Source organism: Variovorax sp. PMC12 (assembly GCF_003019815.1).
In the GTDB taxonomy this organism is placed as follows: domain Bacteria; phylum Pseudomonadota; class Gammaproteobacteria; order Burkholderiales; family Burkholderiaceae_C; genus Variovorax.
Genome location: NZ_CP027773.1, coordinates 2854829 through 2877182 on the forward strand (window position 1 = coordinate 2854829; position 22354 = coordinate 2877182).

The following is a 22354-nucleotide window of genomic DNA, read 5'->3' on the forward strand; positions in this document are numbered from 1 at the left end:
GCCCCGATTTGGTTACGCGCCGGCAGGGCGCGCGGTTTCAATTCTTCGCGAAAGACTGCGGGCTTGCGCCTACAGCGTTCCGTAGCTGTGCAGGCCGCTCAGGAACATGTTGACGCCCAGGAAGGCGAAGGTGGTGACCGCCAGGCCGCCCAGCGCCCACCACGCGGCCACGGTGCCCCGCAGCCCCTTCACGAGCCGCATGTGCAGCCAGGCCGCGTAGTTGAGCCAGACGATCAGCGCCCAGGTTTCCTTCGGGTCCCAGCTCCAGTAGCCGCCCCAGGCATCCGCCGCCCACAGGGCGCCGAGCACGGTGGCGATGGTGAAGAAGGCGAAGCCGACCGTGATCGACTTGTACATGACGTCGTCGAGCACGTCGTTGGCCGGCAGCCGCGCCGCGATGCGCTTGCGACCGAGCAGGATGCCAGCGGCGATCAGCGCCGAGATGCCCGCGTAGACCACCCAGTAGCTGCCGCCGGCTTCCTGCACGCGCTGGCGGAAGGCCACGGGCACGAAACACAGCGCCACGCCCAGCAGCCAGATCGGCGTGAGCTTGTACCAGCGCTTCTCGTCGGCCTGTTCCTTGATGAGATATGCGAAGGCCACCATGGCCGCCAGCGCGAAGGTGCCGTAGCCGATGAAGTTGGCCGGCACGTGCAGCTTCATCCACCAGCTCTGCAACGCGGGTACCAGCGGCTGGATCTCGTGCGCCTCGCGCACGATGGTGTACCAGAGCAGGAAACCGACCGCCGCGCTCACGACCAGCATCACGAAGGCGCCGAGCGCGCGCGTGTTGTAGCGCTCCTCGAAGTACAGGTAGAACGCCGCCGTGAGCCAGCAGAACAGCACGAACACTTCGTACAGGTTGCTCACGGGGATGTGTCCGATGTCCGGGCCGAGCTGGTGGCTCTCGTACCAGCGCACCATGGTGCCGATCAGCGCCATCGTCACGGCGGCCCAGGCGAGGCGCGAGCCGATCATGTCGAAGGTGTCCGACTGCCTGCCGCCGAAGAAGCCGAGCCAGTAGAACAGCGTGCTCATGAAGAACAGCACGCTCATCCACAGGATGGCCGACTGGCTCGACAGGAAGTACTTGAGCCAGAACACCGTGTCGGCACGCGCCAGGTCGCCCTGGTACGAGCTGATGGCCAGCAGCGACGCGGCCGCCACCACGATGGCCAGCACCCGCAGCGGGCGCCAGAACCAGCCGATGGCGATCATCGAGATCACCGCGGCGGCCAGGATCGGCTTCTCGTAGTAGTCCATCGACCCCGCATAACGCGTGAACGCGAACAGGCCGCCCGCCAGCACCAGCGCCGCGAACACCCAATCGAACAGGTTGCGGCGCGAGAGCCAGCTTTCATTGAGCGTGAGGGTCGTGGTGTTCATGTTGTCTCGGGTTCCGTCTTCTTCAGGGCGAGCAGCTTGTGCTTGAGGTGCTCGAATTCGCGGCCGCTGTCCATGGTCTTGCGATTGACCGAGAACGCCATCGTGGCAGTGGTGGCGCCGTCGGCCGCATTGCCTTCGGGCGTCAGCCACACCCAGAGGCGCCGTTCGCGCACGTACAGCATGGCAAAAATCCCGATGATCAGCAACAGGCAACCCAGATAGACGACGTTCTTGCCAGGGGCGCGCGCCACCTGGAACACGCTGGCCTGCACCTGGGTGAAGTCGGTCATCATCATCGCGACCGGGGCCGGGTAGAAGTGCGCGTCGCTGATGGCCAGCACGGCCTGCGTGAGGTAGGCCTGCGACCTCTCGTCGTTCGGCAGCACGGCCAGGCCGGCGCCTTCGCGGCTCAGGTTGAGCACCTCGAACAGCACGTCGTTGAGGATGCGCACCAGCACGCCGCCCGCGCGCTCGCGCTCGGACTCGGGCACGTTGACTTCCATGAACTCCGCGATCGCCTGCCAGCCGCCCAGGGCGGTGGCGTCCGGCCTGGCGCGCTCGCTGCCCGAGAACAGCGCCAGCGCGCGGGTGGCCGACACGCGCAGCTGCTCGGCCATTTCGGGGCGCTTCGGATCGGTGGCCTTGGCGATGTAGCGCTCGATGGCGCGCGCGCGGATGTCGGGGTCGGCGAGCGCGGCGCGCATGCGCACGAAGCCGTCCATGGAGCCCTGCTCGTCGGCCGGCACGCGCAGGTAGCGGAACGGGTCTTCGGGCTTCTCGCGCATGCCGAGCAGGAACACCGGCTGGCCGTCGCCGGTGTCGACCGGCACCATGTAGTTCTGGTACTCGCGCGCCTGGCCGGCGGCGTCGCGCAGCTTGTAGCCGATGCTCGGGCCGATGTTGCGCAGCACCTTCGGCTTGTTGACCTTGTTGGCAGCGCCCAGGCGCGACTCGATGTCGTGGCGCAGGTCGACCTTGCGCACGTCGGCGCCGCTGCTCATGGCGCCGGCGTCGGCGAAGTTCTCGACGTTGATCACGCGCAGCGCGGCGTATTCGAGCGTGAGCTTGTCCTTGCCGTTGGTGATTTCGGTGCTTGGGCCGCCGATGATGCCCTCGACCTCGAAGGGCTTGGCCGCGGCCGCCATCGGCACCGCCTTGAGCTTCACCTTGGAGCCGCCGTCGTCGAAGCTCGACTGGTAGATCTCCACGCCCTTGTAGCTGGCCGGATGGTTGACCTCGATGCGCGCCGGCACCTGCTCGCCGGTTTCGCGGTCGTGCAGCACCACTTCGCTGGCGAACAGCTTGGGCATGCCGGTCGAGTAGTAGTCGACGATGAACTTCTTCAGCTCGATGGAGAACGGCAACTCCTGCAGCAGCACGCCGTCGGCCTGGTTGAGGATGGCCACGCTGCCCTGCCCGCCCTCGGGCACGAGGATGTTGCCGCGGAAGGTCGGGTTGCTGGCCGACAGGCGGTGCTCGGGCGCCACGTCGGCGATCATGCCGCCGCCGGTGAACACGCTCTTGCCGTTGAACCAGGTCTGCGCGCGCACGATGAGGTCGCCGTCCAGCAGGCCGCCGATGCACACCAGCACGATCGCGCTGTGGGCTGCGATGTAGCCCAGCTTGTGGGCGCCGCCCGCGCGCGCCGCGACCATCCAGCCCGCGCCGGTCGGGCGGCTGCCGTGGGTGGCCTCGCGCTGCTGCAGCTTGACCTTCCAGCCGCCGCTCACCAGCAGTTGCCCGATGCGCCTGGCGGCGGCCTCGGGGGTTTCGCCCAGGCGGCTCTCAGCGCGCTGGCCGAAGGCCTTCAGGCTCTGCGCGCGGATGTCTTCCTTGAAGGTCTTGAGGTCGACCAGGATGCGCGGCGTGTTGCGCGCGACGCACAGCGAAGTGCTGATCACCAGGAACAGCAGGATCAGCATGAACCACCAGGCGCTGTAGACCGTGTCGAGACGCGCCGCGCGGAACAGCTCGGCCCAGAAGGGCCCGAACTGGTTGATGTAGTTGTTGATCGGCTCGTGCTGCTTGAGCACGGTGCCGATGATCGACGCGATGCAGATGACGGTGAGCAGCGCGATCGCGAAGCGCATCGACGACAGCAGTTCCACCGCAGCGCGAAGCATTTGCGGGCCGCGATGAACGCGAAGGCCATGGGTGGAGACGGACATCGGGGCGAAAAGTAAGGGAAGACGGGGAAAAAGCAAAAGGGCGGGCCATCCTGGTGGATCGGCCCGCCCTTTGTTTGGGGTTGTTGTCGGTGGTTAGTTCACGCTCGGGGGCGCGACGTCATCAGCGCAGGCCGGCGATGTAGTCGGCCACGGCGGCGATTTCGCGGTCGTTGAGCTTGGCGGCGACGCCGGTCATGGGTGCGCTGTTGGTGCGCACGGGGGTGCCGTCGCCGCGGAAGGCCTTGAGCTGGGCCACGGTGTATTCGGCGTTCTGGCCACCCAGGCGCGGGTATTGGGCCGGCAGGCCGGCACCGTTGGGGCTGTGGCAGCCGGCGCAGGCGGGAATGGAGCGCTCGCCGATGCCGCCGCGGTAGATCTTCTCGCCCAGCGCCACGGTGTCCTTGTCCTTCGAGAAGCCGGTCTTGATCTTCTTGGAGGCCACGAACCAGGCGATGTCGCGCATGTCCTGGTCGCTCAGGTTGGCGGCCATGGGGCTCATGATGCTGTTCTTGCGCTTGCCGGACTTGAAGTCCTGCAACTGCTTGAGGATGTATTCGGGGTGTTGCTGCGCCAGCTTGGGGTTCGCCGCGATGGTCGAGTTGCCGTCGGCGTTGTGGCACGAGGCACAGCTCTGGACCGTGGGCGTGCTCGCGCTGAACAGCGTGTCCCCCTTGGCGGGGTCCGGCTTGGCCGGTTTGGCCGGCGCCGCAGCGGGAGCCGCGGCGGGTTCATCGGCTGCAGAACTCACGCTGGATGCGAGGCCCACGAGGGCCGCAAGCACAATATTGGCAAACAACTTCATATCGGGGGCTTCGAATTTATTGGCGCAAAACCTCACGATTCTACAATGTGGGTCTAGTTTCGAAAGTCCGTAGATGCCCTCCCCGCGCGCCAAGCCCGCTGCCTATCCTCCCCGCGCGGCGCCCGCCGCGGACCCCCAGGTCGCCGAACGCGAGCGCGTGGCGCTGGGCTGGCTGCACACAGCCCACTTCCTCACCAGCGCCCCGCAGCTGGAGCACCTCCCCCCTGTAGACCTGCCCGAGATCGCCTTCGTCGGCCGCTCCAACGCGGGCAAGTCGACCGCCATCAACACGCTCACGCAGCAGACGCGCCTGGCCTTCGCCTCCAAGACGCCGGGCCGCACGCAGCACATCAACCTGTTCGGCATCGGCAAGCAGAAGGTCGACGACGCCGTGCTGGCCGACCTGCCCGGCTACGGCTACGCGGCCGTGCCGCGCGAGGCCAAGCTGCGCTGGCAGCGCGTCATGGGCAACTACCTGATGACGCGCGAGAGCCTGCGCGGCGTGGTGCTGATGTGCGATCCGCGCCACGGTCTGACCGAACTCGACGAAATCCTGCTCGACGTCATCCGCCCGCGCGTGGAACAGGGCCTGAAGTTCCTGGTGCTGCTGACCAAGTCCGACAAGCTCACGCGCAGCGAAGCCGCCAAGGTGCTGTCGATTACGCGACTGAACGCCGGCGGCGGCGAGGTGAAACTGTTCTCCGCGCTGAAGAAGCAGGGCGTCGGCGAGGCTGCCGAACTGCTGTGGCGCTGGGTGCACCCGGAAGGCGGCGAGGCGCCGCCGGAGCCACCCGCGCCACCACCGGAGGCCTGACCCGGCAACAGGCTGCACCGGTCGTCCCATCTGCATAGTTCACTATCAAAAGAATAGCGACAGTCAACCCGAAGGAGACAAGAAGCATGATCGAGACATTCCAACGCAGCCTGCCCAATGGCACCACCCTGAGCTGCCGCGCCACCGGCGAGCCGGGCCGGCCGCTGATGGTGTTCCTGCACGGCTTTCCGGAGGCCGCGTTCATCTGGGACGAACTGCTCGAATATTTCGCGGATCCCGCCCACGGCGGCTACCGCTGCGTGGCACCCAACCTGCGCGGCTTCGAGAAGTCGAGCGCGCCGACCGACGTGGCGGCCTACAAACCGCACCTTCTGATCCAGGACATCCAGCAGCTCGCCGCCACCGAGAGCGCCGACGGCACCATGGCCGCGCTGGTGGCCCACGACTGGGGCGGCGCCTTCGGCTGGGGCTACGCCAACGCTTACCCGCAGCAGGTCGGCAAGCTGGTCATCATCAATTCGCCGCATCCGGGCACCTTCACGCGCGAACTGCGCAACAGCGCGGCGCAGCAGCAAGCCAGCGCCTACATGAACTTCCTCGCGCGCCCCGACGCCGAGGCGCTGCTCGCGGCCGACGACTTCAAGCGCATGTGGCCCTTCTTCACGCTGATGAAGGCCGGCCCGGACGGCTTCGGCTGGCTCACCGAAGAAGTGAAGCAGAAGTACCGCGAAGTCTGGGGCGCGGGCCTCACGGGCGCCTGCAACCTGTACCGCGTGACGCCCATGAAGCCGCCGCTGCCGGGCCAGACCATCGACGGCATTCCGGTGCTGCCGCGCGAACGGCTCACGGTGAATGTGCCGACCTTCGTGTTCTGGGCGCTCGACGACGCGGCGCTGCTGCCCGGCCTGCTCGACGGCCTGGAGGACTACGTGCCGAAGCTCGAGATCAAGAAGGTGCCGGACGCGACCCACTGGATCGTGCACGAGCAGCCGCAGTTGGTCGCCCGCGAGATCGAGGGCTTCCTGCAGCGCAACTGAGGCGGCCGCCGCCGGGCCGCCCCTAGGCGAGCCGCGCCTCCCCCATGGGGGGTGGAGTTACACGCAGCGAAGCGAAGTGAAAAGCCGGGGGGCTTTCAATATATAGGAGGCTCGCCCTCGGGGCGCGTTTTGAAGCGGCGGTGCACCCAGTAGTACTGGGAAGGCATCGTGTCGATGTAGCCCTTCAGCCGCTCGTTCATGAGCGCCGTGTCGGCCTCGACATCGTCGGTCGGGAAGTTCTGCCAGGTCGGCAGCACCTGGATCTCGTAGCCGTCGCGCGTGAGCTTCGACACCACCGGCACCACCTTGGCCTTGCCCAGCCGCGCAAAGCGCGACAGCGAAGGCACGGTGGCCGCCTGCACGCCGTAGAACGGCACGAAGATGGTCTGGTCGCGGCCGAAGTCCATGTCGGGCAGCAGGTACAGCAAGCCGCCCTTGCGCAGGCCCTGCAGCACCGGCTTGATGCCGTCCACCCGGTTGAGCGCCGCCACGTCGCCGAAGCGGGTGCGGCCTTCGCGGATCCAGGCATCGACCATCGGGTCGCGCTGGGTCGTGTAGATGGTGGCCGAGGGGCGCGCCGTGTGCATGGTCAGCGCGGTGGCCGCGGCGTCGAGGCCGTAGAAGTGCGGCGCGAACAGGATCATCGGCGCGTCGCCCTCGGCGATCTCGCGGATCTCCGAAGCCGCGCCGACCACCTTCAGCCGGCTCGCCACCACCTTTTCAGGGGCATGCCAGAGCCAGCCGCGGTCGAGCCACGACTGCGCCACGAAGACGAAGGTCTCGCGCGCGATGGCGCGGCGCTCGGCCTCCGACTTCCCGGGGAAGCAGACCGCGAGGTTGGTGTCGACCACGCGCCGCCGCGGCACGGCCACGGTATGCAGGATGCGGCCGAGGATCGCGCCGAAGCCGCGCACCAGCGGCAGGGGCAGCGGCGCGATCGCGCGCATGAAGCCGATGCCGAGTCGGGAACCGAGGCTCATGCGGCCTCTCCGGTGGCGGCGGCCACGCGCTCGCCGCGCGGCTCCTTGTAGCGGGCGTAGTCCCACACGTACTGGCCGGGCAGGCTGTGGATCAGCCGGCCGATGCCGTCGTTCATGGCCGCGGCGGCCTCCTCGATGGAGGCGGAGGGGTCGGTCAGCGCGGTGCCGACGATCGGCTCGAAGCGGATCACGTAGCCGGCACCCTTGGGCAGGCGTTCGCAGACGCTCAGGAAGCAGGCCGCGCCGGTCTGTTGCGCGAGGCGGGGAAGCAAGGTCATGGTGTAGGCGGGGCGGCCCAGGAACGGCGCCCAGACGCCCTGCCCCAGCGGGGGCACCTGGTCCGGCAGGATGCCGGTGTAGCCGCCACTGCGCAGCGTGCGGATGAGGCCGCGCACGCCGCTGTTGTTGGTGGGAAGCGTCTGCAGGCCGGGCCGGTCGCGCGAGCCGGCGGCGATCAGGTCGGCCATCCATTTCTTGCGCGCCGGGCGGAACAGCGCGGTGATGGGCCCGTAGGCCGCCAGGAAGCGTTCGCCGATGGCCTGGCCACACATCTCCCAGCTGCCCAGGTGCGGCGCGACGAGGATCACGCCCTTTTTCGCCTGCATGGCGGCCTCGAAGGCCTCGACGCCTTCCCAGCGCACCACGCGGTCCAGCACGGTCTGGCCGTGCGGGCGCAGCCAGAGCCAGGGCAGTTCGGACGCCATCTTGCCGGCGGCGGCGATGGCGGGACGGTATTGGCCCGGAGCGAAGCCCGCGCTCTCGGCGTTGGCCTTGAAGCGGCGGCGGTAGCCCGGCGCGCACCACCAGACCAGCCAGCCCAGCATGGCGCCGAGACGATGCATCAACGGCATCGGCAAGCGGGCAAGCAGGCGAAACAGGGTGATCATTGAAAACGGGAGGGGGTCAAAAAACGGACGCGCGCGCATGGTAGGCACGGCTCGAATAGAATTCAAATTGTCGCCGAGTTACGGAACAACTTGCAGGGCGACAAACACAAGCGCCGAGGCGATTGTGCCCCGCCGGGCAACCGGCATCTGCTAAAGCGTTCGCCAGGGCTCCGCAGAGTTGGCAACGCGCCAAATCACTTCAAGGAGTTTTGAACAAATGGCGAACGATTTCCTCTTCACTTCCGAATCCGTCTCCGAAGGCCACCCCGACAAGGTCGCCGACCAGATCTCGGATGCCATCCTGGACGCGATCTTCGAGCAGGACCCCCGCAGCCGCGTGGCCGCCGAGACGCTGACCAACACCGGCCTCGTGGTGCTCGCCGGCGAAATCACGACCAACGCGCACGTCGACTACATCCAGGTCGCGCGCGACACCATCAAGCGCATCGGCTACGACAACACCGACTACGGCATCGACTACAAGGGTTGCGCCGTGATGGTCTGCTACGACAAGCAGTCCAACGACATCGCCCAGGGCGTGGACCACGCATCCGACGACCACCTGAACACCGGCGCCGGCGACCAGGGCCTGATGTTCGGCTACGCCTGCGACGAAACGCCCGAGCTGATGCCCGCGCCCATCTACTACGCGCACCGCCTCGTCGAGCGCCAGGCCCAGCTGCGCAAGGACGGCCGCCTGCCGTTCCTGCGCCCCGACGCCAAGAGCCAGGTCACGATGCGCTACGTGGACGGCAAGCCGCACAGCATCGACACCGTGGTGCTCTCCACCCAGCACAGCCCCGACCAGAGCGAGACGCCGACCAAGATGAAGGCCTCGTTCAACGAAGCCATCATCGAGGAGATCATCAAGCCCGTGCTGCCCAAGGAGTGGCTCAAGGACACGCGCTACCTGATCAACCCGACCGGCCGCTTCGTCATCGGCGGCCCGCAGGGCGACTGCGGCCTCACCGGCCGCAAGATCATCGTCGACACCTACGGCGGCGCATGCCCGCACGGCGGTGGCGCGTTCTCGGGCAAGGACCCGTCCAAGGTCGACCGCTCGGCCGCCTACGCCGCGCGCTACGTGGCCAAGAACATCGTGGCCGCCGGCCTGGCGCGCCAGTGCCAGATCCAGGTGGCGTACGCCATCGGCGTGGCCGAGCCGATGAACATCACGGTCTACACCGAAGGCACCGGCGTGATCTCCGACGAGAAGATCGCCGAACTCGTGCGCGAGCACTTCGACCTGCGCCCGAAGGGCATCATCCAGATGCTCGACCTGCTGCGCCCGATCTACCAGAAGACTGCCGCCTACGGCCACTTCGGCCGCGAAGAGCCCGAGTTCACCTGGGAAGCCACCAACCAGGCAGCCGCCCTGCGCGCAGCCGCCGGCATCAAGGGCTGACGAGCCCCGGCCGCCGCTTCCTCAGGCAGCGGCGGCAGCCGAAGGAAAACGCACAGTGACCAGCAGCCCCCGCGCCTCGCGCGGATTGGCTGCCAGGTCCACGTTCGCATCGAAGGCGCGTGCGATCTCCCGCACGATGGCCAGCCCCAGGCCCGTGCCCTCGGTGTCCTGCGACACCCGGTAGAAGCGCTCGAACACGCGCTCGCGCGCCTCGGCCGGAATGCCGGGGCCGTTGTCTTCCACGGTCAGCTCGACCACCCCTTCCACCTTCCGCACGCCGACCGTCACCCGGCCGCCTTCCTGCGTGTAGCGCAAGGCGTTGTCCAGCAGGTTGGTGGCCAGCGCATCGAGCAGCGCCGGCTGGGCCTGCACCACGGCCTCGCCCGGCCCGGCCTCCGACTCCAGCCCCAGGTCGATGCCGCGACGGTCCGCCAGCGCCGCGAGCTGCTCGACGCAGCGCAGCGCCACCGCCGCGAGGTCGACCGGCTCCAGCCGCGTGTGTGCATCGCCGTGCTCGGCCTGAGCCAGCAGCAGAAGCTTGTTCGTCACGTCGACCAGCCGGCGGTTGCTGGTCTGCATCTCCTGCCACATTGCATCCATGTCGGCGCGGCGCGTGTCCCATTCGCCGCGGTGCTGCCGCGTGTAGCGCGCGAACTCGATCTGCGAGGCCTGCATGGCCAGCGGCGTGCGCAACTGGTGCGCCGCATCGGCAATGAAGCGCCGCTGCGCCTCCGAGTGCGCCTTCAGCTGCGCCACGAAACGGTTGATGGTGTCGGCCACCGGCCGCAGCTCGGAGTGCAATGCGCCCGGGTCCACCACCAGGTCGAGGTGCAGCGGGTCGCGCTGCGCGAGCTGCTGGCTCAGCCGCACGATGGGGCGCAGCTCGAGCGTCAACGCCGCCACGGCCAGCGCGATGGAGAGCGCCAGCGCCACCAGCAGGTACTCCATCGACGGCCACCAGAGCGTGCGCAGCATGTGGTCGCGGCTGCCCTCGGTCTTGCCGACGGCGATGGTGATGTCGCGCGCGCCGCCGGCCTCGTACATCGCGCGCGTGGTGACCACGGCGCGCAGCGGCACGCCGGCGAAGCGGGTGTCGTACCACTGCGCACGGTCGATTCCCACGGGCTTGCGCACGGCGGGCAGCGGGAAGTCGGCCGAGCCGGCCAGCACCTCGCCGTTGGCGCCGGTCACGCTGAGGAACACGCGGTCGCGCTCGGGCGACACGAACAGGCTCAGCGCCGACGGCGGCACGCTGGCCTTCACGTCCTCGTCTTCCCAGATCAGGCGGTCCGACAGCACCTTGGCCGACGACAGCAGGTCGTGGTCCTGCACATAGTCGGCCACCTCCGCGGCGTTGCGCCAGTTGAGGTATCCGCAGATGGCCACGAACACCGACATCGGCAGCAGCAGCCACAGCGCAAGGCGCAGGCGAAGGCTGGCGCGCCCGGGCACCCTAGTCTTCCTGGCGCGTGCGCAGCAGGTAGCCCACGCCGCGCAGCGTGATGATCGTCGCCTGGCTGGCCTCGAGCTTCTTGCGCAGCCGGTGGATGTAGATGTCGACCGCATCGGCGCTGGGCTCGTCGTCCAGGCCGAACATCGCGTCGATCAGCGCCTGCTTCGACACGGTGCTGCCGGCCTTCAGCATCAGCGTTTCAAGCAGCGTGCGTTCGCGCGGCGGCAGCGACAGCTCTTCGCCCGCCAGCGCGAACTGCCGCGTGCGCAGGTCGTAGCGCAGGTCGCCGCAGGCGATGTCGTTGGCCTTGCCCGGCATCTGACGGCGCACCAGCACCTTGATGCGCGCCACCAGCTCGCGGATCTCGAAGGGCTTGACGAGATAGTCGTCGGCGCCGATCTCCAGGCACAGCACCTTCTGGTCGAGCGACGCGGTGGCCGTGAGGATGATCACTGGCACCGTGTCGCCGCGCTCGCGCAGCCTGCGAAGCACGGCCTTGCCGGAGAGCTGCGGAATGTTCAGGTCGAGCAGCACCACGTCGTAGGCCGTCTGCGTGAGCAGCCTGTCGGCGGCGTCGCCGTCGTCCACGTGGTCGACCACGAACTCCTGCTCGCGCAGCAGGCTGGAGAGCCAGTGCGCGAGTTGCGGGTTGTCTTCGATGAGCAGCAGCTTCATGGGGCGGGAGTGGTGGCCGTGGATTCTAGGAAGCATCGGCAAGTCCTAGGGATAACCATGACAAATCATGCGGACCGCCGAAAGCTGGCCGAAAGACGCCGCTTCCTAGACTGGTCCCGTCCCGCGGCAGATGTGCGCGGAATCCCGATCCAATACCAACACGGAGAGACACCATGTCCCTGTCGCCATTCGCCACCCGCCGCACCCTGCTGGCCGCCGCCCTGTGCACCGCCCTTGCCGCCACCGCGCCGCTCGCGCAGGCCGCCGATGCGCCCATCACCATCATGGTGGGCGGCATCAACAAGATCATCTACCTGCCGGCCAAGCTCACCGACGCGCTGGGCTACTTCAAGGACGAAGGCCTGAACGTCGAGCTGCAGTCGCAGCCGGCCGGCGTCGACGCCGAGAACCAGCTGATCGCCGGTGCCGTGCAGGGCGTGGTGGGCTTCTACGACCACACCATCGACCTGCAGAGCAAGGGCAAGGAAATCCAGGCCATCGCCGTGTTCTGCAAGGTGCCGGGCGAAGTCGAGCTGGTGTCGACCAAGGCCGCGGCCGCCGGCTTCAAGACCATGGCCGACGCCAAGGGCGGCAAGACGCTGGGCGTGACCGGCCTGGGTTCTTCCACCGACTTCCTCACGCGCTACCTGGCCGACCGCGCCGGCGTGGCCTCCAAGGACTACTCGCTGCTGCCCGTGGGCGCAGGCAACACCTTCATCGCGGCCATGAAGCAGGACCGCATCCAGGCCGGCATGACCACCGAGCCCACGGTGTCGCAGATGCTCAAGACCGGCGACGCCAAGGTGCTGGTCGACCTGCGCACCGAGCACGACACCGTCAAGGCGCTGGGCGGCCTCTACCCCGCGGCCAGCCTGTACGTGCAGAACACCTGGGCCGAATCGCACAAGGCCGAGGCCACCAAGCTGGCCCGCGCCTTCGCCCGCACCATGGAGTACATCCACACCCACAGCGCCGAAGAGATCGCCGAGAAGGTGCCGCGCGACTACTACGGCAACGACAAGGAGCTCTACGTGCAGGCGCTGAAGGCCTCGCTGCCGATGTTCACCACCGACGCCAAGATGCCCGCCGGCGGCCCCGAGACCGTGCTGAAGGTTCTGGCCACCTACAAGCCGCTGGTCAAGAGCAAGAACATCGACCTGTCGAAGACCTACACCAACGCCTACCTGTCGGCAGCGGCGGCCAAGTGACCATGCGCAACGGAACACCTCCCAGCAGCGGCAGCAATGGCGCCGCGACGTCGGCGATCGACTTCAACGACGTGTCGCTGCGCTTCATCTCGCAGGACGGCAACGCCACCGTGGCGCTGCGCAACTTCAGCATGTCGGTGGCGCGCGGCGAGTTCGTCGCCATCGTCGGGCCCACGGGCTGCGGCAAGTCGACCACGCTGAACATGATCACCGGCCTGCTCAAACCCACCGTGGGCGACGTGAAGGTGATGGGCAAGCCCGTGACCGGCGTCGATCCGCGCATCGGCTTCGTGTTCCAGGCCGACGCGGTGTTCCCGTGGCGCAGCGTGGAAGACAACGTGGCCGCCGGCCCGATCTTCCGCGGCAAGCCGAAGAAGGAGGCGATGGAACTGGCACAGGAGTGGATCCACCGCGTGGGCCTCTCTAAGTTCGGCAAGCACTACCCGCACCAGCTCTCGGGCGGCATGCGCAAGCGCGTGGCGCTGGCGCAGACCTTCATCAACAACCCCGAGATCCTGCTGATGGACGAGCCCTTCTCGGCGCTGGACATGCAGACCCGCACGCTGATGCAGGACGAACTGCTGCAGCTGTGGTCGGGCAACGGCGGCAGCGTGGTGTTCGTCACGCACGACCTGGAAGAGGCGATTGCCCTGGCCGACCGCGTGTTCGTGCTGTCGGCGCGCCCCGCCACGCTCAAGCGCGTGTACGAGATCGACCTGCCGCGCCCGCGCGTCATGTCCGAGGTGCGCTACGACCCGCAGTTCATCGAGCTCTCCAAGCACATCTGGGACGACCTGCGCGAAGAAGTGGTGATCCAGTGAACACGACGACGACAAGAACCATGAACACACCCTCCACCACCACCCCGACGGCAGCCGTGCTGCCCTCGTCGCTCAGCGACGCCGCGCTGGCGCGCGAATCCGAGGTCGCGCAGGCGGCCATCCGCGGCCGCCGCCGCATGATCATCGGCCTGCGGCTGGCGGTGCTGGTGATCGCGCTCGGCGGCTGGGAGATCGCGGCGCGCCTGAAGTGGATCGACCCGTTCTTCTATTCGATGCCTTCGATGATCTACGACCAGCTCGTGGAGTGGATGCGCGACGGCACCTCGCAAGGCTCGCTGTGGATGCAGGTGGCGGTGACGCTCGAGGAAACGGTGATCGGCTTCCTGATCGGCTCCATCGCCGGCGTGCTGTGCGGCATCGTGCTGGGCCGCAACAAGCTGCTGTCGGATGTGTTCAGCCTCTACATCCAGATCGCCAACTCGATTCCGCGCGTGGTGCTGGGCTCGATCTTCGTGATTGCGCTGGGCCTGGGCATGGCCTCGAAGGTGGCGCTGGCGGTGGTGATGGTGTTCTTCGTGGTGTTCGGCAACGCCTTCCAGGGCGTGCGGGAGGCCGACAAGTACATGATCGCGAACGCGCAGATCCTGGGCGCTTCGCCGCGGCAGGTGACGATGTCGGTGGTGATTCCGTCGGCGATGTCGTGGATCCTGGCAAGCCTGCACGTGAGCTTCGGCTTTGCGCTGGTGGGTGCGGTGGTGGGCGAGTTCCTCGGCGCGAAGGAAGGCATCGGGCTGCTGATCTCCACGGCCCAGGGCGCGTTCAACGCCAGCGGTGTGTTCGCGGCGATGATCGTTCTGGCTGTGGTTGCATTGGCGGCCGATTTCCTGCTCAGTTCGCTGGAGAAGCGGCTGTTGAAGTGGCGGCCCGCTGCGTTCTGATTCTTTGGATTCGGTTATGTAAAAACGGCGGGCTTGTTGACCGCCGTTTTTCTTTCGGGGCGCGTGCGAAGGCCACCGGGTAGCTCCCTCCGCGAATGCCCCCCGGGCTTCGCCCTCCTCCTTTATTTCGCTGCGGGAGCTACCCGGCGCCCTTCGCACATGGACGCAGCGCTTGTTCGGCTCGACCAGCCAGTGCTCTGAACGATCACGACGATGGGGTGCTCTGCGCAGCGAAATAAAGGAGGAGGCTGCAGGCCGGGGGACATTCGCGGAGCAGAGTACCCCGTCGGCGGGATCGCGCCCCGAACGACCACACGTCAGAACCTGTAGGCGCCGCTCAACCCCACGGTCCAGTTCCGGCCCAGCGCCGGTTCGTAGAAACGCCCGTTGCCTTCATTGACGATCACCGAGCCTACGTAGCGGCGGTCGAACAGGTTGTCGACGCGCGCGAAGGCGTTGAGCTCCCAGCGCTCCCACTTCTTCAGGTAGCCGGCATAGACCGCCGCCACCGCATAGCCCGACGCCACGGCCGTGTTGACGTCGTTGGCCAGGATGCGCCCGAGCGCTCGCACTTCCGCGCCGGCACGCCAGCCCTCGGGCGGCACCCAGCCCAGCGACGCGAAAAGCGATTGCCTCGCGATGCCGGGAATGCGGTTGCCCGACGCCACGGTGTTGGCCGTGACGCAAGGCGACGGCGAGCAGAAGGCATCGCGGTAAGTCGCGTCCAGCCACGTGTAGGCCAGCTGCGTGCGCCAATGGCTGGCGGTCTCGTGCTGCCAGCCCAGCTCGAAGCCGTTGCGCTTGGTGCGGCCCGCGTTCTGGAAGGTCGCGCGGCCGCCGACGTTGGTGTCGGTCACGATCTCGTCGCGCGTGCGGGTCTGGAACAGCGCCGCCGTCAGCAGGCCGCCCGCGAGCCGGGCCTTGGCGCCGACCTCCAGGCTGTCGTTCATCGAAGGCCGCAGCGCGAAGTTGAGGCCGCTGGCGCCGTTCGCGCGGTACGACAGCTCGTTGAGCGTCGGCGTCTCGAAGCCGCGGCCGGCGGAACCGTACAGCGCGAGGTCGGGCGTGGCCTGGTAGCGCAGCGACGCCACGGGCAGCGTCTTGCCGTAGCGCGCGCTGCCGCTGTCGTCGCGGTTGGCGCCGATGATGTAGCGGTCGTGCGAATCGAAGTGCACGCTGCTGCGGCGCACGCCGGCCTCCAGCGTCCAGCGCTCGGCAAGGCGCCATGTCGCCTGCGCGTAGGGGTCGAGGTTCCAGACGGTGTTGAGCTCGTTGCGGCGCAGGCGCCCCTGCACGCCCAGCACCGGGTTTGCGAGCGGGCCCAGGTAGTTCTCGTATCCGCGCCGCTTTTCGCGCAGGTTGTCGTAGCCCAGCCCGGCAACCACGTCGAGCGGCCGGTCGGCAAGCTGCAGCGCGGCGCTCCAGCGCAGGTCGATGCCGCCGTACTGCCGCGACAGGTCGATCACGCCGCCCGCATGCAGCGGGTTCTGCTGCGCCGAAGGCGGAATCGACTGGTACTGCGTGGTCTCGCGCTGCCCGCCATAGACCATGAGGCGCAGCGCCTGGCCGGCGTCGATGCGGCGCTCGTAGAGCAGCCCGGCCTGCGTCTGCTCGACCGTCTTGCGCGTGTCGTACTGGGTGGCGAGCGGCGCGTTGCGCGGCGCCAGCGCGTACTGGTCGGCCGTGAGGCCGAGCGGGTCTTGCGCGTCGATGCGCACGCTGTTCATGACCAGCGTGAGCTTGTCGCCGTTGTCCAGCGCGATGCCCAGCTTGCCGTTGGCGATGTCGCGCCGCGCGGCGCTGTGCTCGCGCCAGCCGTCGGTGCGGAAGCGGCTGGCGTCGAGCATGTAGTCGACCGCGCCCTGCGAGCCGCTGAGCTGCAGCGACTGCCGCCAGGTGCCGAAGCTGCCGCCCGCGAGCGAATACGCCAGCCGCGGCGCTCCCTCGCCCGATGCGGTGAAGGCCTGCACCACGCCGCCGGAAGAATTGCCGTAGAGCGCGGAGAACGGTCCGCGCAAGACCTCGACACGGTCCACCGAGCCGATGTCGATGTTCGAGGTCTGGCCCTGCCCGTCGGGCAAGGTGGCGGGAATGCCGTCGACGTACAGCCGCACGCCGCGCACGCCGAAGGTGGAGCGCGCGCCGAAGCCGCGAATGGAGAGTTGCAGGTCTTGTGCGTAGTTCTGCCGGTTCTGCACCTGCAGCCCGGGCACGGCGCCCAGGCTTTCGGAGAGATTGACCTGCAGGCGGCTGTCGCGCATTTCTGCGCCGTCGACCCGGTCGACCGAGCCGGGCACGTTGAAAGGCGCGACCTCGCCGCGCGGCGTGGAAACCGTGATCTCTCGCAGTGCGGCCGGTGCCGCCTCCTGCGCATCGGCAGGCGACGGGACATGAAGCGACAGGCAGGCAACGGCGGCGGCGGCAACGGGCGAGAGTTTCATCGCGCCCATTCTGGGGCCATGCCGCCCGCCCGGGACCTCAGGCTTTCACCGGGTGCCGGCGAGAGCCGGGCGTCCTAGCGGGCGGAAGACCGCAGCCAGCCGAACCAGACGCACACGACAACCGGAACGCCCAGCGCGATCCAGGCAAGGATGTCGCCGAAGCCGCCGTCGCTGAAGAGCGCGGAGACCAGGCCCAGTGTCGTGAGCAGGCCGAGCACGATCGGCCAGCCCCACATGCGCCAGAAGCCGTGACGATGCTTCATGCCCGGGCCTTCATTGCCGCGGCCGGCTCGGGTGGCTGCGCGGCGGGTGCGGCGCTGCCGCGCTTGAGCCACAGGTACAGGCCGCTGCCCAGCACGATGATGGTCGCGATGTCGAGCAGCGCCCACAGAATCTGCATCGGCATGCCGCCGTAGTCGCCGAAGTGCAGCGGCTGCGACACCAGCAGCGCCGTGAGGTACCAGGGCAGCTTGGGCGCCGCCGTGACCTCCGCGGTCTTGGCGTCGACCAGCACCGGCTGGAACAGCTTGGAGCTGAAAGGCTCGTTGCCGCGCAGGAAGAAGGTGTTGTGGTGCGGGCTCGAGAACGAGGTGCCCGGGAACGCGATGAACGACAGCTTCATGCCGGGCGCGCGCTGCAGCGCGGCTTCCATCGAGCTTTGCACCGAGCCGCGCTGAGACACCGCCACCACCGGCTCGTTCTTGTAGGGCGCCAGCAGCGCGCTGAGCTGGTCGTACTGCCAGTACTTGATGAGCAGGTCGGCCCAGGTGTTGATCATGCCGGTGGAGCCCACCACGAACAGCCACACCAGCGTGACCACGCCCAGCAGGTTGTGCAGGTCGAGCCACTTCAGGCGCGGGCGCTTGTCGCGCCGCACCGTGCCGAAGTCGAGCTTGCGCATGAACGGCGAATAGAGCACCACGCCCGAGACGATGGCCACCAGCAGCAGCAGGCCCATGAAACCGAGGAACAGCTTGCCCGGCAACCCGGCGAACAGGTCGACGTGCAGCTTGAACATCACGTACATGAAGCCCTCGTCGAACTTGGGCTGGGCGAGCACGTCGCCCGTGCGCGCGTCGACCGCGACCGACTTGAAGTCGTCGGTGGGCGCCGGCGTGGGCGTGAGCGTGACGAACCACAGGCCGTCGTCGTCCTCGGGCTGCGAGGCGAACTGCACCACGCGGTCGGGGTGCTTGGCCTTGGCGATCTCCAGCACGCGGTCGAGGCTGATGCGCGGCGTGTCCGCCGGCATCTTCGGCGCCTCGACCTCGGTGCCGAGCAGGTGGCCGATCTCGTGGTGGAAGATCAGCGGCAGGCCCGTGATGCACAGCAGCAGCATGAACACGGTGCACACGAGGCTGCTCCACTTGTGCACCCAGGCCCAGGTCTTGATTGTTCGGCTGTTCATGTCGTGGCGGCTCCGCTCGAAGGGCGGCGATCAGAAGCGATAGGTGGCGCTGGCCACAACGCTGCGGCGCGCACCGAACCAGCAATCGCCGCGCGACAGGCAAGTGCTGAAGTAGGTCTTGTCGGTCGCGTTGTTGATGTTCAGCGCGTAGCGCCACCTGTCCGACTCGTAGGCCAGCATCAGGTCGAGCAGGGTCACCGAGGGCACGCGAGGCCCGGCGCTGGAGCCGTCCACGTCGGTGAAGCCGCTCATGTAGCGCACGCCCGCACCGGCGGAGAAGCCCGGCACCCCCGCGATGGAGAAACGGTACTTGCCCCACACCGAGGCCTGGTTGCGCGGCTGCTCGGTGAGCTTGGCGTCGACATCGATGTTGGTGTAGTTGGCGATCAGGTCGAAGTTGCGGCCCAGCGTCGTCTTGAGTTCTAGCTCCACGCCCTTGTTCTTCGTCGCATCGACCTGCCGGCCGTAGTCCGGGTTGGTGCTGTCGGAGACGAGGCGGTTCTTTTCCTTCAGCGAGAAGACCGACGCGGTGAAGCTCGTCGGCGAGCCGGCGGGCTGGTACTTGACGCCGGCCTCCACCTGCTCGCCGCGCAGCGGCTTGAACAGGTTGCCCTCGGCGTTGGTGCCGGCCTGGGGCGTGAAGGATTCGGTGTAGCTCAGGTACGGCGACCAGCCCGAAGGCAGCGTGTACATCACGCCCAGCCGGCGCGAGGTGGCGCTGGTCGTCTCCGAGGCGCTGCCCGCGGTGCCGGCGGTGCTGCGGTCGTAGCGCAGGCCGGCCACGAAGATCCAGTTGTCCAGCTTCATCTGGTCCTGCACGTAGATGCCGGCGTTGCGCTGGGTGGTGCGCGGCCTGCGCGTCAGCTCGGTGACCGGCACGTAGCCGACGCCATAGACCGGCGCGTAGGCGTCGATGGTGCTGTAGACGGAGCCTTCGGTCTTGTCCTGGCGCTGGCGCGAATACTCCGCGCCCACCAGCAGCGTGTGGCGCAGCGCGCCGGTGTCGAAATGGCCTTCGACGTGGTTGTCGATGCCGGTCATGCTGGTCCATGCCAGCGACTTGTCGTTGTAGCGGCCGAGCAGGCGCTGGCCGGCGGGGTCGAGCGACCAGCCGCCGGGCACGGAGAACGAATCCGCGTAGTGGTAGTGCGAGTCGTTGAAGGTGCGCGATGCGCGGAAGTTCTGCCTGAAGGTCCAGCGCTCGTTGAACTTGTGTTCGAACTGCCAGCCGAAGGTCTTGCGCTCGGTGTCGTAGCCGTCGCCCGGCTCGCCGATGAAACGGCTGGACGGCAGCGGGCCGTTGACGTTCGGCAGGATGGTGCCCTGCCAGGGGAAGAACTGCGAGGTGCTGCCGGTCTTGTCCTTCTGCCACAGGGCCTGCAGCGTCAGCGAGGTCGCGGCGCTGGGGCGCCAGGTGAGCGACGGCATGATGAGCGAGCGGTCGTCCGGCACGTAGTCGACCTGCGTGTCGGACTTGCGCTGCAATGCCACAAGGCGGTACGACCACTCGCCGTCGGCGGTCAGCGGGCCGGTCAGATCGGCCTGGAGCTGCTTGCGTCCGAAGGAGCCGAGCTGCACGCCCACCTCGCGGTAGGCCTGCTGCTGCGGCAGCTTGCTGACCATGTTGATCACACCGCCCGCGGTGCCTGCGCCGAACAGCATGCCGGCCGGCCCGCGCAGCACTTCGAGGCGCTCCAGCGTGTACGGGTCGGGCCGCGCCGTGGCGGTGTACCAGCCGGAGGAATAGGTCTGCAGCCCGTCGAGGTAGACGGACGGGTCGCTGCCGCGCACCGAGAAGCTGTCGGAGCGCGAATCGATGCCGTAGGCGTCGGAGCGCACGCCGGCGGCGTAGGTGAGCGCGTCCTGCAGGTTGGTGGCGCCCTGGTCGACCATCTGGTCGCGCGTGACGACAGTCACCGACTGCGGCGTCTCGGCCAGCGGCGTGTCGGTCTTGGTGGCCGTGACCGCATTCTTTGCGCGGTAGCCGATCACCGACGTCTTCGCGGTCTCGGCTTCGGCATTCGCGTCCACCCTCACTTCCGGCAGGGAAGCTGCGTTCGCCGTCTGGGCCAGCACCTGGTGCTGCGTGTAAATAGCCAGGCACCCCACCAGCACCGATGCGGCCTTGCGCCGCGCCACCAATCTAGACATTCCTTCTCCACTCCAAGACACAATTAAGAAGCATTCTCATTCTAATTGTCAAAAAGTCTCGGCCGGCCGATTTCCAGCAGGATCGCAAGGGCGTTGCGTTGCGAAATTGCGTCTTCAAAAAAGGGCCGAAAGGCTACGATCCCGCCCGCACGCTTCCTCTCATGCGTCGGCAGGCCCCATGTTCATCAAGCTCATTGCCTTTCTGTTTCCCGCGCTGCGCGGTCCGGCTCTGTGGCTGATTGCCCTTGCACTGACCGGCTGCGCCGGCCTGCCGCCGCGCGCGCCCGAGCCGCCGGTGAAATCCATCGCCGCCTCGCCGGCCACGGAGCTCGGCCGCGCGGCCATCGCCCTGAACACGCCGCCGGACGGGCTGACGAGCATGCGCCCGCTGATCGAGGCCTCGTTCGCGCTCGATGCGCGGCTCGAGCTGATGCGGCGGGCCCAGTCCTCCCTCGACGTGCAGACCTACCAGCTCGGCAACGACAAGACCGGCCGGCTGCTTCTGCGCGAACTGCGCAATGCCGCGCGGCGCGGCGTGCGCGTACGGCTGCTGCTCGACGACTTCTACACCGCCGGCATGGACCGCCTGCTGCTCGGACTGGCCGCCGAACCCAATGCCGAAGTGCGGCTGTTCAACCCCTTCGTGAATGCGCGCGACCATTCGTCGGGCCGCTGGCTGGAGTTCTTCTCCGACTTCCGCCGGCTCAACCACCGCATGCACAACAAGCTGTTCCTGGCGGACGGCGCGATGGCCATCGCGGGCGGACGCAACCTCGCCGACGAATATTTCCTGCGCAGCGAGAGCGCCAACTTCATCGACTTCGAACTGCTGCTGGCCGGCCCGGTCGTGCCCGAGGCCGCGGCCATCTTCGACACCTACTGGAACAGCGACGTGGTCTACCCGCTGCAGCGGGTCGCCAGCACCAGCCGCTCGACCGAGACGCTGAAAGCCGACTTCGAGGCCGCCACCTCCCCCGCCAACGCCCCGCCGCCCGGCCCCCTGCCCCTCACCGACCTGCTCGGCGACCCGCCCCTGGGCGCCCAGCTCGCCAACATCGACGAAGCGAAATGGATGCGCGCCGAGGCCAACGCCTCCGCCGACAGCCCGAACAAGGCGCTGGGCGTCATGGCGCATCCCACCGAATCGCTGGCGCAGCGCTTCCATGAGATGCTGGCCACGGCGCAGTCGAACGTGGTGGTGATCTCGCCCTACTTCATTCCGGGCGACGAGGGCATGGAGCGCATCCGCATGGGCCGCGAGCACGGCGTGAACATCACCGTCATCACCAACTCGCTGGCCGACAGCGACGAGCCGCTGGTCAACATCAACTACAACCGCTACCGCGTCGACATGCTCAAGCTGGGCGTGAACCTGTACGAGGTCAGCACCCAGCAGCTGCGGCGCAGCGGCCAGTTCCGCGACCTGCTGAAGAAGGCCCGCGGCCGCCTGCACGCCAAGCTGGCGCTGGTGGACCGCCAGTGGGTGCTGCTCGGCTCGATGAACCTCGACCCGCGCTCTGCCCGGCTGAACACCGAGTTCGGCGTGCGCGTGCGCAGCTTCGACCTGACGCAGGCGCTGCTTTTCGCCTACCAGCTCGACGACATCGAAGGCGTCTACCGCGTCACGCTCAAGCCCGACGGCCAGAACGTGCAATGGGTCGGCACCGGTGACGTCGACAACGAAGTGCTCGACAGCGAACCCGACTCCAGCATGCTGACGCGGCTGCAGCTGCTGCTGTTCTCCTGGTTCGTGCCGACCGACCAGCTGTAGCAGCCGTGACGCGGCGACGCCGTGCCGCGCATCGAATCTTAAAAAGCGACTAACAATCCCCGGGCATCATTCGGGCAGCCGCACCTG

Annotated in this window: 18 protein-coding genes; 7 read left to right on the forward strand and 11 right to left on the reverse strand. The window is 67.8% G+C overall.

The window, feature by feature from the left end:
* Nucleotides 1-69 precede the first annotated feature (69 nt).
* The 3 genes from ccsB to C4F17_RS13425 form a co-directional block, all read right to left on the reverse strand.
* Nucleotides 70-1386 carry a c-type cytochrome biogenesis protein CcsB gene (ccsB, locus tag C4F17_RS13415; protein ID WP_106935557.1) on the reverse strand — a complete coding sequence of 439 codons (1317 nt, stop codon included), beginning with the start codon at nucleotides 1384-1386 and terminating at the stop codon, nucleotides 70-72.
* On the reverse strand, nucleotides 1383-3554 hold the full coding sequence (locus C4F17_RS13420; protein ID WP_106935558.1) for a cytochrome c biogenesis protein ResB: 2172 nt from the start codon (nucleotides 3552-3554) through the stop codon (nucleotides 1383-1385). The genes ccsB and C4F17_RS13420 overlap by 4 nt, the downstream gene beginning before the upstream one ends.
* A gap of 121 nt (nucleotides 3555-3675) precedes the next feature.
* Complete coding sequence (locus tag C4F17_RS13425) at nucleotides 3676-4356, reverse strand: c-type cytochrome (protein ID WP_081268055.1); 681 nt, start codon at nucleotides 4354-4356, stop codon at nucleotides 3676-3678.
* Between the two features lie 73 nt (nucleotides 4357-4429).
* Between C4F17_RS13425 and yihA the strand changes: the two genes are divergently transcribed.
* Together yihA and C4F17_RS13435 are read left to right on the forward strand one after the other, a co-directional pair.
* Complete coding sequence (gene yihA, locus C4F17_RS13430) at nucleotides 4430-5170, forward strand: ribosome biogenesis GTP-binding protein YihA/YsxC (RefSeq protein ID WP_081268056.1); 741 nt, start codon at nucleotides 4430-4432, stop codon at nucleotides 5168-5170.
* An 86-nt stretch (nucleotides 5171-5256) separates the two neighbouring features.
* The gene (locus C4F17_RS13435) at nucleotides 5257-6168 is read left to right on the forward strand and encodes an alpha/beta fold hydrolase (RefSeq protein ID WP_106935559.1); all 912 of its coding nucleotides are present in this window, start codon (nucleotides 5257-5259) and stop codon (nucleotides 6166-6168) included.
* A gap of 95 nt (nucleotides 6169-6263) precedes the next feature.
* On the opposite strand, the gene C4F17_RS13440 is transcribed toward C4F17_RS13435, so the two are convergent.
* Both C4F17_RS13440 and C4F17_RS13445 read right to left on the reverse strand, forming a co-directional pair.
* Complete coding sequence (locus C4F17_RS13440) at nucleotides 6264-7148, reverse strand: LpxL/LpxP family acyltransferase (protein ID WP_081268058.1); 885 nt, start codon at nucleotides 7146-7148, stop codon at nucleotides 6264-6266.
* Entirely contained in the window at nucleotides 7145-8035 is an 891-nt protein-coding gene (locus C4F17_RS13445) for a lysophospholipid acyltransferase family protein (RefSeq protein ID WP_106935560.1), read from the reverse strand. The genes C4F17_RS13440 and C4F17_RS13445 overlap by 4 nt, the downstream gene beginning before the upstream one ends.
* Nucleotides 8036-8252: 217 nt before the next feature.
* Between C4F17_RS13445 and metK the strand changes: the two genes are divergently transcribed.
* Complete coding sequence (gene metK / locus C4F17_RS13450; protein WP_081268060.1) at nucleotides 8253-9440, forward strand: methionine adenosyltransferase; 1188 nt, start codon at nucleotides 8253-8255, stop codon at nucleotides 9438-9440.
* A gap of 21 nt (nucleotides 9441-9461) precedes the next feature.
* On the opposite strand, the gene C4F17_RS13455 is transcribed toward metK, so the two are convergent.
* Together C4F17_RS13455 and C4F17_RS13460 are read right to left on the reverse strand one after the other, a co-directional pair.
* Nucleotides 9462-10892, reverse strand: a complete 1431-nt coding sequence (locus tag C4F17_RS13455) for a sensor histidine kinase (RefSeq protein ID WP_234382816.1) — start codon at nucleotides 10890-10892, stop codon at nucleotides 9462-9464.
* Between the two features lies 1 nt (nucleotide 10893).
* Nucleotides 10894-11568, reverse strand: coding sequence for a response regulator transcription factor (locus tag C4F17_RS13460; protein WP_081268062.1), 675 nt, complete (start codon nucleotides 11566-11568; stop codon nucleotides 10894-10896).
* Nucleotides 11569-11741: 173 nt separating this feature from the next.
* On the opposite strand from C4F17_RS13460, the gene C4F17_RS13465 reads away from it, so the two are divergent.
* The 3 genes from C4F17_RS13465 to C4F17_RS13475 are packed head-to-tail and all read left to right on the forward strand — an operon-like array spanning nucleotide 11742 to nucleotide 14496.
* Nucleotides 11742-12776: an ABC transporter substrate-binding protein gene (locus tag C4F17_RS13465; RefSeq protein ID WP_106935562.1), complete on the forward strand. Its 1035-nt coding sequence runs from the start codon at nucleotides 11742-11744 to the stop codon at nucleotides 12774-12776.
* Nucleotides 12777-12778: 2 nt separating this feature from the next.
* Nucleotides 12779-13597 (forward strand): ABC transporter ATP-binding protein, encoded by an 819-nt coding sequence (locus tag C4F17_RS13470; protein ID WP_106935563.1) that lies wholly within the window; start codon nucleotides 12779-12781, stop codon nucleotides 13595-13597.
* 20 nt (nucleotides 13598-13617) lie between these two features.
* Nucleotides 13618-14496: an ABC transporter permease gene (locus tag C4F17_RS13475; RefSeq protein ID WP_106935564.1), complete on the forward strand. Its 879-nt coding sequence runs from the start codon at nucleotides 13618-13620 to the stop codon at nucleotides 14494-14496.
* A 317-nt stretch (nucleotides 14497-14813) separates the two neighbouring features.
* Here C4F17_RS13475 and C4F17_RS13480 read toward each other — a convergent pair whose 3' ends face one another.
* The 4 genes from C4F17_RS13480 to C4F17_RS13495 all read right to left on the reverse strand — a co-directional run bounded on the left by C4F17_RS13480 (nucleotide 14814) and on the right by C4F17_RS13495 (nucleotide 20496).
* A complete protein-coding gene (locus C4F17_RS13480) occupies nucleotides 14814-16937 on the reverse strand; it encodes a TonB-dependent receptor (protein ID WP_106937542.1) in 2124 nt (707 codons plus the stop codon).
* A 74-nt stretch (nucleotides 16938-17011) separates the two neighbouring features.
* Entirely contained in the window at nucleotides 17012-17200 is a 189-nt protein-coding gene (locus tag C4F17_RS13485; protein WP_106935565.1) for a hypothetical protein, read from the reverse strand.
* Entirely contained in the window at nucleotides 17197-18345 is a 1149-nt protein-coding gene (locus C4F17_RS13490; protein WP_106935566.1) for a PepSY-associated TM helix domain-containing protein, read from the reverse strand. Before C4F17_RS13490 ends, C4F17_RS13485 begins: the two co-directional genes overlap by 4 nt.
* A 30-nt stretch (nucleotides 18346-18375) precedes the next feature.
* Nucleotides 18376-20496: a TonB-dependent siderophore receptor gene (locus C4F17_RS13495; RefSeq protein WP_106935567.1), complete on the reverse strand. Its 2121-nt coding sequence runs from the start codon at nucleotides 20494-20496 to the stop codon at nucleotides 18376-18378.
* 178 nt (nucleotides 20497-20674) lie between these two features.
* On the opposite strand from C4F17_RS13495, the gene C4F17_RS33630 reads away from it, so the two are divergent.
* Nucleotides 20675-22267: a phospholipase D family protein gene (locus C4F17_RS33630; RefSeq protein WP_106935568.1), complete on the forward strand. Its 1593-nt coding sequence runs from the start codon at nucleotides 20675-20677 to the stop codon at nucleotides 22265-22267.
* Nucleotides 22268-22354 lie beyond the last annotated feature (87 nt).